This is a genomic window from Nostoc sp. FACHB-280 (assembly GCF_014697615.1).
Taxonomy (GTDB): Bacteria; Cyanobacteriota; Cyanobacteriia; order Cyanobacteriales; family Nostocaceae; genus Nostoc_B.
In genome coordinates, this window is sequence record NZ_JACJSD010000015.1 from 101,928 (window position 1) to 118,791 (window position 16,864).

16 protein-coding genes are annotated in these 16,864 nt (G+C 39.5%); 10 read left to right on the forward strand and 6 right to left on the reverse strand.

All coding sequences use genetic code 11. The features are described from left to right. Window positions 1-159 precede the first annotated feature (159 nt). Window positions 160-651, forward strand: a complete 492-nt coding sequence (locus tag H6G75_RS13420) for an orange carotenoid protein N-terminal domain-containing protein (protein ID WP_190980552.1) — start codon at window positions 160-162, stop codon at window positions 649-651. A gap of 1,046 nt (window positions 652-1,697) precedes the next feature. After that, window positions 1,698-2,882, forward strand: coding sequence for a low temperature requirement protein A (locus tag H6G75_RS13425; RefSeq protein ID WP_190980553.1), 1,185 nt, complete (start codon window positions 1,698-1,700; stop codon window positions 2,880-2,882). Between the two features lie 212 nt (window positions 2,883-3,094). Here H6G75_RS13425 and H6G75_RS13430 read toward each other — a convergent pair whose 3' ends face one another. After that, window positions 3,095-3,586 (reverse strand): hypothetical protein, encoded by a 492-nt coding sequence (locus H6G75_RS13430; RefSeq protein ID WP_190980554.1) that lies wholly within the window; start codon window positions 3,584-3,586, stop codon window positions 3,095-3,097. Between the two features lie 182 nt (window positions 3,587-3,768). Between H6G75_RS13430 and H6G75_RS13435 the strand changes: the two genes are divergently transcribed. Beyond that, the gene (locus tag H6G75_RS13435; protein WP_190980555.1) at window positions 3,769-5,457 is read left to right on the forward strand and encodes an NAD-binding protein; all 1,689 of its coding nucleotides are present in this window, start codon (window positions 3,769-3,771) and stop codon (window positions 5,455-5,457) included. 63 nt (window positions 5,458-5,520) lie between these two features. Here the strand turns inward: H6G75_RS13435 and H6G75_RS33515 are convergent, their stop codons facing one another. Continuing rightward, window positions 5,521-5,652 (reverse strand): hypothetical protein, encoded by a 132-nt coding sequence (locus H6G75_RS33515; RefSeq protein ID WP_277884090.1) that lies wholly within the window; start codon window positions 5,650-5,652, stop codon window positions 5,521-5,523. Between the two features lie 120 nt (window positions 5,653-5,772). On the opposite strand from H6G75_RS33515, the gene H6G75_RS13440 reads away from it, so the two are divergent. Continuing rightward, window positions 5,773-6,105, forward strand: a complete 333-nt coding sequence (locus tag H6G75_RS13440; RefSeq protein ID WP_190980556.1) for a flavoredoxin — start codon at window positions 5,773-5,775, stop codon at window positions 6,103-6,105. 24 nt (window positions 6,106-6,129) lie between these two features. Next, window positions 6,130-6,396, forward strand: coding sequence for a hypothetical protein (locus tag H6G75_RS13445; RefSeq protein WP_190980557.1), 267 nt, complete (start codon window positions 6,130-6,132; stop codon window positions 6,394-6,396). 209 nt (window positions 6,397-6,605) lie between these two features. On the opposite strand, the gene H6G75_RS13450 is transcribed toward H6G75_RS13445, so the two are convergent. Further along, window positions 6,606-9,113: a VIT domain-containing protein gene (locus H6G75_RS13450; RefSeq protein WP_190980558.1), complete on the reverse strand. Its 2,508-nt coding sequence runs from the start codon at window positions 9,111-9,113 to the stop codon at window positions 6,606-6,608. 229 nt (window positions 9,114-9,342) lie between these two features. Here H6G75_RS13450 and H6G75_RS13455 point away from each other — a divergent pair, with 229 nt between their 5' ends. After that, complete coding sequence (locus H6G75_RS13455) at window positions 9,343-10,587, forward strand: hypothetical protein (RefSeq protein ID WP_190980559.1); 1,245 nt, start codon at window positions 9,343-9,345, stop codon at window positions 10,585-10,587. A gap of 12 nt (window positions 10,588-10,599) precedes the next feature. Here the strand turns inward: H6G75_RS13455 and H6G75_RS13460 are convergent, their stop codons facing one another. Next, entirely contained in the window at window positions 10,600-10,845 is a 246-nt protein-coding gene (locus H6G75_RS13460) for a UPF0175 family protein (protein WP_190980560.1), read from the reverse strand. Window positions 10,846-10,965: 120 nt separating this feature from the next. Here H6G75_RS13460 and H6G75_RS13465 point away from each other — a divergent pair, with 120 nt between their 5' ends. After that, complete coding sequence (locus tag H6G75_RS13465) at window positions 10,966-11,262, forward strand: hypothetical protein (protein ID WP_190980561.1); 297 nt, start codon at window positions 10,966-10,968, stop codon at window positions 11,260-11,262. A 7-nt stretch (window positions 11,263-11,269) separates the two neighbouring features. Beyond that, window positions 11,270-12,748 carry an NB-ARC domain-containing protein gene (locus H6G75_RS13470; protein ID WP_190980562.1) on the forward strand — a complete coding sequence of 493 codons (1,479 nt, stop codon included), beginning with the start codon at window positions 11,270-11,272 and terminating at the stop codon, window positions 12,746-12,748. Here H6G75_RS13470 and H6G75_RS13475 read toward each other — a convergent pair. Together H6G75_RS13475 and H6G75_RS13480 are read right to left on the reverse strand one after the other, a co-directional pair. Next, window positions 12,740-13,333, reverse strand: a complete 594-nt coding sequence (locus H6G75_RS13475) for a Uma2 family endonuclease (protein ID WP_190980585.1) — start codon at window positions 13,331-13,333, stop codon at window positions 12,740-12,742. The two genes, H6G75_RS13470 and H6G75_RS13475, sit on opposite strands and share 9 nt — an antisense overlap. A gap of 150 nt (window positions 13,334-13,483) precedes the next feature. After that, on the reverse strand, window positions 13,484-14,122 hold the full coding sequence (locus H6G75_RS13480; RefSeq protein WP_190593664.1) for a peroxiredoxin: 639 nt from the start codon (window positions 14,120-14,122) through the stop codon (window positions 13,484-13,486). A gap of 294 nt (window positions 14,123-14,416) precedes the next feature. Between H6G75_RS13480 and H6G75_RS13485 the strand changes: the two genes are divergently transcribed. Together H6G75_RS13485 and H6G75_RS13490 are read left to right on the forward strand one after the other, a co-directional pair. Beyond that, entirely contained in the window at window positions 14,417-16,129 is a 1,713-nt protein-coding gene (locus tag H6G75_RS13485) for a VWA domain-containing protein (RefSeq protein WP_190980563.1), read from the forward strand. Between the two features lie 8 nt (window positions 16,130-16,137). Next, a complete protein-coding gene (locus H6G75_RS13490) occupies window positions 16,138-16,860 on the forward strand; it encodes a hypothetical protein (protein WP_190980564.1) in 723 nt (240 codons plus the stop codon). Window positions 16,861-16,864: the final 4 nt, after the last annotated feature.

Consider the following 16,864-nt stretch of genomic DNA (forward strand, 5'->3'; position numbering starts at 1 on the left):
TTCCTTAATTTTAATTATGAGGATTTTCCTATTTCCTTTGAATTCTGACTCCTGAATTATTCTCTTTGGCTGGGCTACATCTGTCTTGAGTAGGGTTAAACCAGAAATAGGTGTTTGATAAGGTGACTAATGGCAACATAAATCACAAGTAAATTCGTTATGACCTATACTCAAACTAGTGACCCCACCATTCGTAAATATGTTGAATCTTGGCGGAAATTAGATGTAGATGAACAACTAGGTTTGTTCTGGTTTATCTATAAAGAAATGGGTAATTCTGTTACTCCGGCGGCTCCTGCTGCTAGTACTGTTTCTCCAGAAATTGCCGAAGGTTTATTTAATCAAGTGAAAGAATTAAGTCACGAAGAACAACTACAAGTTCAGCGAGACTTAATTAATAAAGCAGATACTCAAATTGGCAGAGAATATGGTTCTTTAGGAGATACTACCAAATTACTATTTTGGTATCGTCTCTCTCAAGGGATGGATAGTAATGTAATTATTCCTGTACCTGCTGGTTATCGTCTTTCTTCAGAAGCAGAAAATTTGTTGCAGCAAGTTAAAGAATTAGCTTTTGAACAGCAAATTAATCTTTTCCGCGACTATGTTTCTCCAATGGGTGCTGAACCTAAAGCTGGCGCTGAAATTTAATTGTTAAGATATTGAGCTACAGTGAGTAAGGCTGTAGCTTAATATTCAATAATCATTTTGTGACTAAGCTTATTTGATTTATCAACATTTCTTTCTTGTCTACGTGTCTTTATTGTCCCCTTGTCTTTTTTATCCACACCTCAAATAAGACTGCTATAGCAATTTTTAGTCATAGATAAACACAGAGTAAATATAATTTTACTCTGTGTTTTTGTTGGTTGCTCATTAGGATAGTTGCACCCTAAATTCGTAACGCCCTTGGCTTTATATTTATAAATATAAATGGTATTTCCCTCAGTTACATCTATCTGACGAGTGGTTGAAAAATTTTGAATTATGCACATCAGTTTATCCATAATTGCAATTACAACAAAAAAGTAAAACCCTAGGGCTGGGAATCCCTAGGGCTGATAACCTGACCACCTTTACTTTATTTATAATTGATGCAAAATTAAAGTGAATGTTTACAATAGACTTAAATATTTGGCTTATGTCTGGCAAAATTTTATAAAAAATATTATTGATATGATATTATTACTCAATAAAAATGATGATATACGTATTTTGTAGATAATAAAGCTAATAATATTAGCCAAAATTATATTCTTTCTGCTTTAATGACCGTTAAGAATGAAAATTTAAAGATAAAACTTCTGAATATATGTCTAGATATATAGCTTAAAAAGCTTGATTTTTAATGATAAATCAGGAAAAATAAAAGCATCATGATACATGATTGTAGCCAATTACAGTGACAGAAAGCCTAACCAAAGTCCGCAAGTGCGGACTTTTTATTTTTTATTTAGTATGTTTAGTAACGCACCAAAAACTTTGCGGTAGATGCCGTACTCTCGCCGATAAAACATCCTACTTAATTACTTTAATTAACCGCAGATGGACATAGATAAATCTGTACATCAGCAGGTTAAGAAAGGCTTGAGCAATTCTAAATGATTGACAAACATCTCACTCCCTTGTCTACCGTGTCTCCCTTGTCTCTTTTGTCAGTATGATAAAAAGCTATTAGCGATTTGCAAGTAATTTTTATGACAAATTTTCTCCAGCCGCCAAGATTGCGTATTGGTGAGGAAGATAGTGAAGAAGAAAGACGCGCCACTTGGCTGGAACTGTTTTATGATTTGGTATTTGTGGTTGCAGTGTCGCAGGTAGCACATAATCTTAAGGAAGATATTTCGCTGTCGGGGTTCCTGGGATTTGTGGTTTTGTTTATCCCGATTTGGTGGTCATGGATTGGGACGACGTTTTATGCTAACCGCTTTGATAGCGATGATGTGATTCATCGGTTGTTGGTTGGGGTACAAATGTTAACGGCGGCGGGGATGGCTGTGAATATTCATCATGGCTTGGGAGAAAGTTCGCCGGGTTTTGCTTTAGCTTATGCACTTGGTCGGGCTGTGTTGGTGGCGGAGTATGTGCGGGCGGGGATACATATTCCGTCGGCGCGTCCGTTAACAACTCGCTACGCCATTGGTTTTGCGATCGCATCTTTGATTTGGTTAAGTTCGGCTTTTGTTCCTGTTCCTTGGCGATTTGCACTTTGGGGCGTGGGAATTGCGATTGATTTTGGTACACCAATAACCGCACGCAAACATCAAGTTGGCTTGCTACCTCACGCTTCTCATTTACCAGAACGTTTTGGATTGTTCACAATTATTGTGTTGGGAGAAGCGATTATTGCGGTGGTGGAAGGTGTCTCACAACAAAAATGGCAGGTGTTGACGGTAATTTCTGCCATTTTTGGGCTGATGATTGCTTTTAGTTGGTGGTGGGTTTATTTTGACAATTTAGGTGGGACACCCATTGAAACTGCACGCACTCAAGGAAAAGTTGGGACTGTTAACATTTGGCTTTACACCCATTTACCATTAGTAATTGGGATTGCGGCTACTGGTGTTGGTGTCGAAAAAATCTTGGTAAGTCCACCAACTTTAGCGTTACCAGATGCCCAAAGATGGTTGATTTGTGGTGCAGTAGCATTATGCTCGTTAGCTGTGGGTATTCTGCACCGCTATGGCGTGATTCGATATTGTAAGATTCGTTCGTTGTATCGCTTGGTTGGTGCAGTTGTGCTACTAGCGATCGCATTTTTTGGCAAAGGTTTATTACCAATCTTCGTCATCGCCTTAGTAGCTGTAGTTTCTGCTGTCCAAGTTATTCAAGATATTTCTCAAAGTCGTCCAAATACTCGCTTGGCTGATCCTGAAATTTAAGTTTCTGAATACATATCTTGCACCAGGCGACTGGAAGTCGCGGCTACACAGGCCAAATCCGCCTACGCGGGTTAAGAACCTTGATTGTCTATTAGTCCGCGCAGGCGGACTTTGTTTGTATAGCCGCGATTTCTAATCGCTAGGGCTAGGTGCAAGCTATATATATATGGGCTTCTTAATTAATTTCAAACTTAACACTTCACATTTGTTTCTTAATCTGCGATCGCCCAACGCACATAAGGACGAAACGCGGCTACAGTTTTGTAAGTAATTAGCTGTCCTGGTGCGTTGATTTTTCGCAAATCTACACGGAAATATGCCTTTTTATTTTTAAACTGCACATTATAAAAAGGATATTCCTGTCCTTGAGTTTGACCAACACAATTAGCATAATTACTGCGTAAAGGCGAAACAAACTCAACAAACAGCTTATTATTAGATGCGACTAATTGAGTTGTATCGGCAAAATCTCTAGTCTCTGCAATTACAGTATGTTCTGCACCACCTTCATAAGGTAATATTAACCACCACAAACCAACTGTCTGCGGGCAAGTTCCGCTAGTACGTTGCACTTTTAATTGTACATTGGGTTCAGATAGTGGACTCTGTGAAGGTTGTGCTTGCGCTGTAGAGGCGATCGCTCCTACTGTAACTAAAGGGCATAAAATACCAGCTAAAATTGTCAACTTTGCCAACTTATTCATAACTCAAAATGTTCATTATACTAACTATTCTTCATAAATTGACTCGGTAAATGTCGCAAAAGTGCCTAATTAATTTTATTTATCGCTAACGTGTTTTCAGTTACAGTTACATCCTCAAAAACAACGTCACAATATGGTTAATTACGAATTACAAATTACGCAATCATACTACCTGCTGTCTCATGAAACCTCGAATCATTGTTTGTGGCTTAGGGCGTACAGGATATAAAATTTTTCGTCTGCTGAGACAGCAGGGCGCATTAGTTGTTGGTATTCATCACAAACCAATTGCCGGCGAATGTTCACAAGATATTATTATTGGTAATTTACACGCGGCGACAACTTTGACGGCGGCGGGAATTCAGCAAGCACATACTTTGGTAATTACAGCGTCGGAAGACACCTTAAATTTATCAATTATGATGCAAGCGCGAGTGTTAAATCCGCGCATTCGTATTATTAACCGCTTTTATAATACAAACTTAGGTGAAAGGTTAGATCAAACTCTGCCAGAACATTTAAGTATGAGTGTTGTAGGATTAGCCGCACCATTATTTACCTTTGCAGCTTTAGGAAATCAAGCCATAGGGCAAATCAAATTATTTGACCAAACTTGGCCTGTTCAAGAAGAATACATTGATGAAAATCATCCTTGGTTGGGGCGGAATTTAAGTGATTTGTGGGAAGAACCCACAAGAATATTAATTTATTATCTACCCGTACAGGGGGAAATGAATTTAATTGATGGGGTGCTATCTGGACAAGAATTACAAGTAGGCGATCGCATAATTGTCGCAACTCAACCGCGCATTCGTTCTACCCGCAGATCGTTAATTAAAAAAGTCTTGAAAGTTTGTACCAGTTTGCGTCAGTTTCAGCAACATGGTCAATCGGTAGTCGTGGGTGCGCTAGTCTTAATAGCAATTATAGCGATCGCCACACTCACATATATGTCTACAGAACTAAGTTTATCTGTAGTCGATGCTCTGTATTTTTCTGTGGGGATGATTACTGGCGCAGGCGGTAATGATAAAGTTGTCGAAAATGCCCCCAACAGCATTAAATTATTCACGATTGTGATTATGCTGATTGGTGCAGTGGTGATTGGTATTTGGTATGCGATGTTAACCGACTTTGTGTTAGGTAGCCGCTTTAAACAATTTTGGGACGCAGCTAGAATTCCCCAACGCCATCATTATATTATTTGTGGTTTAAATGGCATTGGCAGCAAAATTGTCCAGCAACTTCATACAAGTGGCTATGAAGTCATTGTGATTGAAACTGACTCAAATAATAAATACGTTAACTCGGTGCGACGTTTAGGAATTCCAGTCATTCAAGGTGATGCTAGTTTCCGCACGATTTTGCAAACCAGTAACGTAACTACGGCGGCGGCGGTATTAGCTGTCACTAACAACGATGCAACTAACCTAGAAATTGCCCTCAAAACCAAAGGTTTAGCCCCAAAAATACCCGTAATTGTTCATTATGCTGACCCTGACTTTGCTAGGATGGCACAACAAGTATTTGATTTTGAAGCCGTCCTCAGTCCCGCAGAACTAGCCGCGCCAGCCTTCGCCGCCGCCGCTTTAGGGGGACGCATCCTCGGTAATGGTATTACCGCCGATAAACTATGGGTAGCCTTTGCCACATTAATTACAGCATCACATCCCTTTTGCGGTCAATTGGTAAAAGAAATCGCCATATCTGCTGACTTTGTACCGTTATATGTCGAAAGCAACAGCCAACGTGTTCAAGGTTGGGAACTACTTACAACACAATTAGACGAGGGAGATATTCTATATTTAACAATGCCAGCAAATCGTTTATATCAACTGTGGCGGGAAGATAAAATATCACAGAAGAGTTAGTAGAAGAAAGGGTGTATGGGGTGTGAGGATGTGAGGGTGTAAAAGTTAAAGAATTGCGATCGCTCACATTGCAATTGTGACGGTTGAAAGATGAAATGCGATCGCTCTCATTTTGATTGTGATGGTTGAAAGATGAAATGCGATCGCTCTCATTTTGATTGTGATGGTTGAAAGATGAAATGCGATCGCTCTCATTTTGATTGTGATGGTTAAAAGATGAAATGCGATCGCTCTCGTTGTGATTGTGGCTGTGAAAATATAAATTGTAGTTGCATTTGATATGCTACTGAAGAAAGAACAAATTCAAAATTACTTGTGATTGTAGATAAAATACCAGACGAAGCAATAGTTATTCGGGGTGGACGTAATCGACCAGAAGATATTGAGCGTGGTTTTGGGACTCATCCTATTGGAGTAACTGGAATATCTGTAGAGAGTGCGATAGGATTATCGATAGAACAGTTGGCTGCAACAATACCTCACGGACAAATTGGAGTAACATCAGTAGGCGCAGTTAGAGCTTTAGGAGGAGATGTAATTCGTACTTCTGGTAGAAGTCCCTCTCATGCAACATTAACAGGCTTAACTCCACAGCAAATTAGCAGCTTGCTTACTCCTACAATTGCTAATCCAGCTAAAGCAAACTAGAAATTTTCTCACCATTTAAACGCTATGGATAAACCAAGAGTCTTTGCCGATTTTCATAATGCTGATTCTCAAGGTCGCTTGCGACTTAATTGTACTGGTACTATTGAAGATTTAGCTCGTCAAAAAATTTGGTTGCAAGATAATTTAAATTTGGTGTTGTATAGCGAAGATTTAGAAGTTGATGGGATTGTTCAATATTCTCATGAAGAAAATGTTTGGGTTGCGGTAATTGATTGGGATAATATCAGAGAGCAAGATAATATTTCAATCCCAGATATTAATTTTATATAGCAATAGTTTACTGTTCAGCAAATTGCAACAAAAAACCGGGATGAACCCGGTATAGTTTTATATTAGGATCTGCGGGTTAATAGTGTCCCAAGCAGCCGGGTTTCGACACTTCGACAAGCTCAGTGCATCGCTTCGCTCAACCCTCAAAGATCGAGAGTTGAGCGGAGTCGAAACTCGGTTTACTGGTACTTTATTTTCATGCAATTCCCTTACGTTTGCAATCGCAGTGTTATAGACACGGTAGCTGTGAGCGTTTGAGGGATACGCCAAGAGATGAGCGATCGCCTGATAATATCAATTACAGTCTGTTCCTTAAAAGTAGAAGCCTGCTCATCTAACAACACCTGTCTGACTCGTCCTTTATTTATCTGCAACTCAAACACTAAATCGCCGCTAAAACCTATAGGTAATTGGATAGATTCTAAATACTGAGTCAGAAGCGCAACCATCTGTTCATTCAATCCTGTCACACTCACCACCTTTAAATGCACGACAGGAGCAATTTCAGGATCAAAGGTTTCTGCTTCTAACAATAACCGTAAATCCTCCAAATCTTCATTCAAATCACTGTCAGCTTCCGGTGGCGGGGGTGGTTCCATAAAAAAGTCATACAACTCACCGAATGATAATTCATTGAATTCTTCAAGACGAAAGGATGAGAATTCAGTTTCCGCTTCCTCACTTAGTTCCCTGAATAAAGGTAGTTCAGAAAAACCACTTTCCGCTTCTGGTGCGCTTGGAGATGCTAGGCTTCGCTTACGTTGCAAAAACTCAGGTGCAGGAGATAGCATATTTGCCATCATGGGAGGAGGCGCAACACCACTAACAGCACTCCCGAAAATACCTTGATAGCTGATACCTTCAGCCATTTCTACAGGTACTTGCACCGCAACTGAACCCTGACGCGAATCAACTCGCACATCATCACTCACCGCGACAAAAGCTGTATATTGCGACAACAGTTGATAAGTCAAAGCCGTATCCGTCACTGCTTCCACACCCAACTTAGTTTCACCACTCACCATAAGATTCATTAATTCCTTAATGCGGGAACGTCCCCAAAGTTGAGCAATGGCGGAGTTTCCTGCTTCCTCAAAGTCCAAGTTAATTGTATTTTGATAGCGTGTACCACCCGCAACAATTCCCGTAATGTGCAGTTTTCCCCCACGCGCATCAGGCTTTTTACCAAATAAAACTAACGGCTGTTCCGCAAACAAATCTGGTGGCGTAGCAGGATAGATAATTGGAGCATCACCATCGCCTTCCCATTGCAAATTAATGTTAGCCAAAACTGGATTATTAATTTGACGGTAGAATTTATCGACTACCTCATCCGTTGGTTCATCGTGGCGAATAATGTGAGATATACCCCTTCCTAATTCTGCAATGCGGTTGAGTAGAAACCGATTTATCGAACTACCAGCACCAAAACTATAGAGGCGGTTTCCTGGTTGCAGATGTTGTTTCACCTCTGCAAGAATTTGGTTTTCATTGCCGATATAACCATCCGTCAACAATACAATACTCCGTAAGCGTCCGGGATCTGTAATAGGGAAATTCAACACAGCACGAATTCCGCGTAACATCTCCGTCCCGCCATTAGCCGTCAATCGATTAATATAATTGATGGCTCTAGTGCGATTTTGAGAATTATTAGCCAGGGGAACAGGTGATAATTGCCGAGTCGTATCAGAGAAATCAATAATACTAAAAGTGTCATCAGGGTTAAGTCCATTAATAAAGTGGCGCATCAACTCCTGACATTGCATCAATGGCGCACCCATTTGTGAACCAGAAGTATCAATGAGAAACACCACATCTTTAGAAACAACCTGATCCTGACGGTATTGGAGTGCAGGAATTAAATATAGTGCAAAATGTCCACCCCGTTCATCAGCTTGGCTGAGTACAGTAGCTTGAGTAGATTCGCCAGCTACTTGATAGCGTAAAATCAAATCTTTATTCGGAATAGTATCCCCACCCGCCAACTTCACTAACACCCGCTTTTCTGCATAACTTATCTGAATTTGGTGAGAAGGAGATTGCACATTTTGAATCTCAACTCCTGCATCAATTTCTACCGTGACATTAATATCGTGAGGGGAACGAGTACCTGATGGTAAGATAGGTGCATTCAACCGTGAACCATCGGGAACTAAATCCGTATCTTGATTTTGCGTCATTGGTGCAGTCGCCGAACCTACACCACCTGCATTTCCCTCAATTGGTATCCCTGGAATGTAACGCGGAGCAACCACCATCGGGAAAGCAAACTCATAATTACCCGCAGTAAATTTCAAGCTTTCAGAGTAGCGAATAATCACATCAATTTGCTCACCTGGTTGAATATTGGCAAGGGATTGAGTAAAAATATTGTCCCGTTCTTGTTCCAACAATCCGGCGGTGCGTCCTTGCTGCTTCGCTTGCTCGTAGATTTGCTGTGCTTCTTGGCGTTTTTTAATACTACCTTTAATAGTCTTGTCACCAATCCGAATCAGCATATCATCAACAGCCGCCTCGTCCGGTAAAGGGAAAATATAGACAGCTTCGAGTGTAGTTGTGAAGGGATTTTCAAAACTTTGGGTAACTTCCACCCGTGAAATATTCCCCGCAATTTTGGCTTCTACCTCAGTGTGCTTCAGGGGGAAAGCAATTTGCTGTTGTTCAGGAGTTTGAACATATAAGCCACCAACTTGGCGTTCTAGAGTTTGAGTCATATAAGTTACCTCACGCTTTGATGTTATGTCTCTAGCGTAGGCGTGTTTACTTGGCAGATATGCTCAGTTTTGTGTTCAGTCGATGCTCAGTGATTGGTTCAGTATGAAGTAAAAATTCTCTTATCTTAGAAATCAGCTAAATTTGTTAATTTAGCTGTTCATATGGACATAATTTTAGATGATATTAAGAATCTTAGCTAACAGATCAAAAATAAAACCGATTAATTATATGTTCGCCAATATTTTACGTAGATTTTCGGATAACCTTGACACTTTGCGGGACTTTGTGGATCTTGTAAATCCAATCCTAGACAAAGCCAGAGAAGAAGCAATAACAGCTAATCCTAACGCATTAATACCCTTAGTGCTTGGTATGAATGCAATTGCACCAGAGAAGTTCTGTCTTGACACATCTTTTGTAGAGCATTTACAGTCTCAATTTGATGGAAAATTAGATATTCAGGTAGAAGAAGAAGGTAATAAATCAGCAAAATTAAGTTTTAATAATTCTGGTGGAGATGCTTTTCATAGCACTATGGCAAAACTTTCTAAAAGATCTGCTCAGAAAGGCTTACTATACCAAAATGCTTTAATTTCTTTGGTCAGTGCCGTTGAATGGTTTTTATCTCAACTTCTTCATAAATATTTTGAGTTATATCCAGATGCTGCTGGAATTCGTGAGCGTAGTTTGACACTTAGCGAATTGCAATTAATAGGAACTATTGACGAGGCTAAAAATTATTTAATTGGCATACGCATTGAGGAAATTTTGAGAGGTAGTTTTAGCGATTGGATTACTTTTATGAAAGGTAATTTGAAACTATCAATGGGTTATCTAGAAGATGATGAGAAATATCTTATTGAAATTTGTCAACGTAGAAATCTTTTTGTACATAATGGTGGTATAGTCAATAAAATTTACTTAAATAAAAGTGGATTTACAAATATAGGAATTGGAGAACAAATAAATGTTTCACAAGAATATCTAGACGAAGCAATAGCTAGATTTGAAAGATTCTTCTTTTTAGTTTCTCTAGAATTATGGAAAAAACTTGCTCCTGATGATAAAGAAAGGGCGAATATTGTTAGCGATATCACCTACAAAAATCTATGTAATGAGAGATGGAAAATTGCTGAAAGTTTAAGTTTTTTTCTCATGAATGATAAACAACTTCCAGAAATGAATCGTCTCATTTCTCAAATCAACTATTGGCAATCACTTAAGTGGCAAGATAGATTTACTGAAGTAAGGAAAGACGTTGAGAGAATAGACTTTTCAGCAAAAAATGAAATATTTTCACTTGCTCAGTCTGTTTTATTGGATGATGAGCAGCGATTTTTTCAGTTATTACCTATCCTCTTAAAAGCAGAAAAGCTCAGTGAAAAAGATTTACATGAGTGGCCTCTATTTCGGAAAATAAGAAACACAGATACGTTTAAAACTATTTATAATCCAAAGTTAGTATCTGAATAACCAAGCCATTAATCACAACCTACCCATCTCCTGTAAATTTTTGATGTCTTGTTCAAAATCATCCACACCATAGTGAACCGGAATTTGACGACTGGCAAGCAAATGCTGAAATGCAATGCGGTTCATCCCTGCCAAACGACTGGCTTGAGCAAGGGTAAGTTTATCTTTCTGAAACAGCATTACTGCAATTTCTTGTTTCAGTTCAGCATCAGTCATGCGAGTTGCAGCTAAAATTTCATCAGGAATAACGATGCTCATGGCTGGATTTATCTCTACATAACTATTTTATTGATTTATATGACTAGCAAACACTGTTAGCACTTCAGATTTTTGTATTTTTATTAGAATGAATTTATCAACTTTAGTCAAACTCACTATATGACTTTGCAAGAACTCAAAGAACAGATTGATAAATTATCAACAAGCGATCGCCTCACTCTCCTCTCTCTAATTATTGAATCACTCCAGCGTGAACACAGCGATAATTTAGAACCAAAGCAATTTGATATTTCTGATATTCATCTTCAAAAATACTTAGATATAGACAGAGTAAATGTAATTAATCAAATGCGTGGATTTCTCAAAACAGATCAACCTGCTCTCACAGATAGTGAAGTGAAAACCATGTTACAACAGCGTCTAGTAGAAAAATATCAAGACGATCTGCTCAGTTAACCGATATATGTCAAACTCGCTCAAAGCATCAACAACTGGACTGGTAATTGTAGACAAGGCGCGAAAACGTCTTGGCTGGACGAAAACTAGTACGGCGCGTTGGTGGCAAGATGCTCACACTTCTAGAGCTACTTTACGGCGATTTTGGCAGGGCGATCGCATTCAACAAGAAATTTTCATCGCTATCTGTCAGGCTGTTGGCATTAATGATTGGGAAAGTATTGCAGACATCCCTCATGCAGACTTCGAGGAACTCTCTACACAATACCTCGACTGGGATGAAGCACCTGATGTTGACAGCTTTTATGGACGCAATCAAGAATTAACTCAGTTAGAAGAATGGATTGTAGGCGATCGCTGTAAACTAATTATCATCACAGGGATTGCTGGCATTGGTAAAACTGCTCTGGCTCTAGCTTTAGCTGATTTGCTTCAGTTAAAATTTGATGGTTTAATCTGGAAAACCCTTCATTCTGCACCATCCCTAGTTTCCCTGTTAGATGAACTTCTCCACACCTTTCAGCAAACTCCGGTTGATGATATTTCTAAAGATACAGCAAAACTCATTTACCATCTGCAACAGCATCGGTGTTTGTTGATTTTGGATGGGTTGGATGAATTAGAGAAACACTATCATCAGTTTATTCAGCAATTAAGCCGCGCTCATCACCAAAGTTGCATTATCCTCACCAGTCGAGAACAAACAAATATTATTGAATCGAATACAAAAACGGTTCGCAGTCTCACGTTACAAGGATTACCAAAAGCTGATGCTGTGGAACTATTACAAGCCAGAGGATTTACAGGTAAGGAAATCGGATTATCACCTTTAATTCAACTTTATCGCGGCAATCCTTTGGCACTCAAACTAGTTACGCCATTAATTCAGTCGGTGTTTGGTGGGAATATTGCGGCTTTTCTAAGTCAAAATACGATAGTGATTGGCGATCGCTTGCGTGGTATCCTCAAGCAACAGTTTGAGCAACTGTGTGATTTAGAACAAAATATTCTCTATTGGTTAGCAATTTGGCAACAACCAATCTCTTTTACCCGCTTGCAAACTCATTTACTCATTTCTCTCGACCCAGCTACAATTTTAGATGCTATTGTCAGCTTGGAGCGGCGATCGCTTTTAGAAAAATGGATTTGTAGTGATGCACCAGCTTTTACCTTGCAACCACTGGTGATGAAAATTGTCACCGATGAATTAGTAGAACGTGGGACTCAAGAGATAATTCTGGTGATGCAGAGTCAAGATATCGCTGATTTTAAAGTTCTGCGAACCCATTGGTTATTGCGTCCTGGTAGTGATGATATTGTCGGCGATCGCATTTTACATCAACTACAAGAAAAACTCTGGCAGATTTATGGGGCAAATCTCGTACAGAATCTCCAACAAATTCTATTACTTTTAAATGATAAATCACCTTTAGCAATTGGTTATATTGCTTGCAATATCACAACAATTATTAACCGATTAGGATAATGACCAAATACTAGAAGTATTTAAAACAAATCCTGCTAAAACTGGATCTGCGCTTACTGTCGCAGGATTTTCTAAACATTCTTGTGGTTTATCAGGATAATAAATATATACTTGGCGATGCTGAAGGTCAATTAACCAACCTAATTTTATCTCTGCTTCCTGCATATATTCTGCCATTTTTTCTTGAATTAATTGCAGGTTTTGGTTAAGGAATCTAATTTCAACTACAAAATCAGGACAAGTAGGAAGAAACCATTCTTTTGGTGCTGACGAAAGTGTATTCCACCGTTCTAGTTTCATCCAAGCAGCATAAGGTAATCTATTTGCACCTGTTGATAACTTAAATCTTGTATTTGCATCAAAGCTTACACCTGCATTATGTTGTTGCGACCAATGACGCAATTGCTCAAAGATACTTCCACTAAGATTCCTTATCTTCTCATCAATAGCCGACATAATGGATAGGTGTCCAAATCTATCTTTTTCAATGCGTAAATGAGAATTTACTTGACAGAAATCAAATAATTGTTCGTTTGTCATTGGCATCGATGACGGAATTTGTAGAATTAAAGGTGATGGCAGCATCATATTTTAAAAGCTGGCTTAATTTTCCATTTTCATCTAAATACAAAAGAACGCAAAGATAAACTGTTCTTTGCGTCTTGTACACAAACTGAATTAAAAATTTATCTCCTGAGTGCTGAGGGAGAATCACTACTCAGTACTCAGCACTTATTACTTGTTAGGTTGAGGAGTTAACCGCAGATAGGGTTTGACTACTTCGTAACCTTTGGGGAATTTTTCTTTTAAGACTTCGGGGTCTTTAAGGGAGGGGACGATAACAACCTTATCGCCATCTTTCCAGTCTGCTGGGGTGGCTACGCTGTAGTTATCGGTGAGTTGCAAGGAATCAATTACCCGCAACAGTTCATCAAAGTTACGTCCGGTGCTGGGGGGGTAGGTAAAGGTCAGACGCAATTTTTTGCTGGGATCAATTACAAATACGGAACGCACTGTTACTGCTGCGTTAGCGTTGGGATGAATCATATCGTAAAGGTCAGAAACTTTACGATCTGCGTCTGCCAAAATGGGGTAATTAAGGGTGGTGCTTTGAGTTTCTTCGATGTCGCCTACCCAGCCTTTGTGAGATTCTACATCATCAACACTGAGAGCGATCGCTTTGACGTTGCGCTTGTCAAATTCTGGCTTGAGTTTCGCAACTGTACCTAATTCAGTTGTACAAACAGGTGTGAAGTCAGCAGGGTGAGAAAACAGCACCACCCAGCTATCACCAGCCCATTCGTAAAAATCTATGTCGCCATGTGTAGAAGCTTGTGTAAAGTTTGGTACTGTATCACCAAGACGGAGAGCCATAAGAGATTCCCTGTAGATAAAGAGGCAGATGTAGTCTATTTTGCCATCATCCCATAAAACATCGGTTTCCCTATCGACTTTTAGCTATTTGTTACAAAATTTTAATTTTTTAGCACAGAGGCAGGGAGAGATGCAGTGTAACTAGATGAGGCTTGATTATTATACAGATATAATGTTTATTTTTTACACTGAATCGATTTAACTGAAAATTAACTTTCTGCTCGCACAATAGAAGCAGAATTTATCACTTGATTGCAGAGATTACTAGATTACTCATGATTCTGGGAGAAGTGCATGGTTTTTCAAAGGTCGCGGTTTGCCACTCATCTTGTAGTAATCTCTGCTTTAGTGTTCCTGACGGGGTGTAACACTAACTCAACTGGCGATAATAATTTTTCCGGGTTAACAGTCAAGTTACTAGTTGGTAGTGCTTTGGGCGACTTTTGCAACCAAGCGACAAAAAACTTTAATGCTACCCAACCAAAGTTAGATAACGGTACAGCTTTTCAAGTGAAATGCGAATCTTTGGGTAGTGGTGATGTCGTAACTGAGGTAGTGGCTTTAGCCAATCAATTGCAAAAGGGGACAGTACAAGCCGACGCACCAGATTTTCCCCCAATTATTTCTCTGGATGGGGATATATATCACAGTCAGTTAATTTACCGGATGAACCAGCTGTTTCCGGGGAAAAATTACATCCCAGAAATCACAGAGTCGCCACTGGTTGCAAACACGCCAATGGTGTTTATGGCGCAAGCTGATGTAGCAAGTGGTTTGCGGAAAGTTGCAGATCCTTATAAAGCTTTGGTGACGGCTAAAACTCACCGCGATATCGACCCAACTTCGCCACCTTTAACAGTTCATTATGTACATTCTGCCCCGACTCGTTCAAATTCTGGACTGCAAACACTGGTAGCCCAATACGCCAGTGTATCGGGTAAGCGTCCTGAAGAAATCACAGTGGCGGATGTGCAGCAGTTTCAACCCCAAATTCAGCAAATTCAAAGCAAAATTACTCGTTATGGGGTTTCGACTAATTCTCTCGCCCAAACGATGGTAAAGAATGGGCCATTTTGGGCTTCTATTGGTTCAGTGTATGAATCGAGTGTAATTGTAGCCAATTCTGGTTTAGCAACGGGACAGCAGCGTTATCAGGCAGTTTATCCCAAAGCCACGTTTACTTCTAATATGCGGGCAATTGTACCGAATGCACCTTGGGTAAGCACGGATGAAAAGGCAGCTGCGGAGAAGTTTATCACTTATTGGCGATCGCCAGAAACACAAAAAATTGCCACCGATTTGGGTTTACGTCCCGGAACCCCAGGAGTCGCTTTAGGTGCTAAGTTCAGTCCCGAATTTGGTGTAGAAGCCCAAGCCAAATATGATTCCTTGCGTCCACCAAAGCCGGAAGTTGTCGATGCAATGTTGAAATCATGGCAAGAATTGGCGAAAAAACCTTCTTTAGTGGTGGTGGTTGTCGATTCTTCTGGTTCCATGTCGGGGGATAAATTACCAGCCGTCCAAAATACTTTACAAAACTATATTAAGAACTTGGGGCCGAAAGAACAAATTGCCTTGATTGATTTTGATTCGGTAATTCGTCCGCCTGTATTAGTCGATGGTACACCCCAAGGACGCGATCGCGGTTGGCAATTTATCAATGGACTGCAAGCTGATGGTGGCACAAAATTATACGACGCAGCCTTAGAAGCGAGAAATTGGCTACAACAAAATTTGCGGAAAGATGCAATTAACGCTGTGTTGATATTAACTGATGGTGAAGATGCCGGTTCAAAAATTAAGCTGGATGGGTTAGAACAAGAATTGAAAAAAAGTGGTTTTGCAACTGATCAAAGAATTGGCTTTTTTACAATTGGCTATGGTAAGGAAGGAGAATTTAAACCTGATGTTTTAAAAGAAATTGCTGAGTTAAATGGAGGGTATTATTCTCAAGGTAATCCTGAGACGATTTCGCAAGTAATGTCAAACTTACAGGTGGAATTTTAAACTAATTTATGAAAATTGTTAATCCTCTTTATTATCCATTGGCAGTGTTAGCTGGGGGTATGTCTCTATTTTTTGGCGTGCGTTTATTACAATTGCCCAGCTTAGTTATGTTACCAGTTGCTTCGGGTATTACTCTCATCAGTGCAAGTTTTATTAAATCTCGTGAACCCCAAACTTTTGAATTAGCAAATCCCGAATTAGAAAGAGAAATAAATGCAGTCAAACTATCTGCTTTAGAATTAGTAAATCAATCCTCTAGCTTATGTTTGGCAGCCAAAAAACTACTCAATGATTCATTTCAAATTGAACTTTTAACAGCATTGCAAATAAATGGCGATCGCATTTCCACCTTACCTAATAAAATCGACACATTAGCCGGGAACTTATTCAGCAATAATTCTATACTTTCAGTCAGTGCTTTACAGCAGCAATTAGCAGAAGTCCAAAAAAAGTTAAGTGCGAGTTCTGGTGTCGCCAAAGAACATCTCAATCAATTAGCTGCCAGCCTGAAACGCAATCTTAAATTAGCCCAAGATGGTGAAGATACGCGGTTAGCCAGAATTATTAATATTTCCACATTAATTCAAGATTGTACAGGCATATTGCAACAATTACAAACTAAATTGCAAAACTCAGACTTAAGTGATGCTCAAAACATTCAGGAGATGCAATCACTCAGCAATGAACTGACTAGCTTAGTAGAAAATATCGATTTATTAGTGCAGAAATAACTAA

Excerpts from the sequence above, each read along its gene's own strand:
- H6G75_RS13420 (WP_190980552.1), top strand. The coding sequence starts at position 160 with ATGACCTATACTCAAACTAGTGACCCCACCATTCGTAAATATGTTGAA.
- H6G75_RS13425 (WP_190980553.1), top strand. The coding sequence starts at position 1,698 with ATGACAAATTTTCTCCAGCCGCCAAGATTGCGTATTGGTGAGGAAGAT.
- H6G75_RS13430 (WP_190980554.1), bottom strand. The coding sequence starts at position 3,586 with ATGAATAAGTTGGCAAAGTTGACAATTTTAGCTGGTATTTTATGCCCT.
- H6G75_RS13435 (WP_190980555.1), top strand. The coding sequence starts at position 3,769 with ATGAAACCTCGAATCATTGTTTGTGGCTTAGGGCGTACAGGATATAAA.
- H6G75_RS33515 (WP_277884090.1), bottom strand. The coding sequence starts at position 5,652 with ATGAGAGCGATCGCATTTCATCTTTCAACCATCACAATCAAAATGAGA.
- H6G75_RS13445 (WP_190980557.1), top strand. The coding sequence starts at position 6,130 with ATGGATAAACCAAGAGTCTTTGCCGATTTTCATAATGCTGATTCTCAA.
- H6G75_RS13450 (WP_190980558.1), bottom strand. The coding sequence starts at position 9,113 with ATGACTCAAACTCTAGAACGCCAAGTTGGTGGCTTATATGTTCAAACT.
- H6G75_RS13455 (WP_190980559.1), top strand. The coding sequence starts at position 9,343 with ATGTTCGCCAATATTTTACGTAGATTTTCGGATAACCTTGACACTTTG.
- H6G75_RS13460 (WP_190980560.1), bottom strand. The coding sequence starts at position 10,845 with ATGAGCATCGTTATTCCTGATGAAATTTTAGCTGCAACTCGCATGACT.
- H6G75_RS13465 (WP_190980561.1), top strand. The coding sequence starts at position 10,966 with ATGACTTTGCAAGAACTCAAAGAACAGATTGATAAATTATCAACAAGC.
- H6G75_RS13470 (WP_190980562.1), top strand. The coding sequence starts at position 11,270 with ATGTCAAACTCGCTCAAAGCATCAACAACTGGACTGGTAATTGTAGAC.
- H6G75_RS13475 (WP_190980585.1), bottom strand. The coding sequence starts at position 13,333 with ATGCTGCCATCACCTTTAATTCTACAAATTCCGTCATCGATGCCAATG.
- H6G75_RS13480 (WP_190593664.1), bottom strand. The coding sequence starts at position 14,122 with ATGGCTCTCCGTCTTGGTGATACAGTACCAAACTTTACACAAGCTTCT.
- H6G75_RS13485 (WP_190980563.1), top strand. The coding sequence starts at position 14,417 with ATGGTTTTTCAAAGGTCGCGGTTTGCCACTCATCTTGTAGTAATCTCT.
- H6G75_RS13490 (WP_190980564.1), top strand. The coding sequence starts at position 16,138 with ATGAAAATTGTTAATCCTCTTTATTATCCATTGGCAGTGTTAGCTGGG.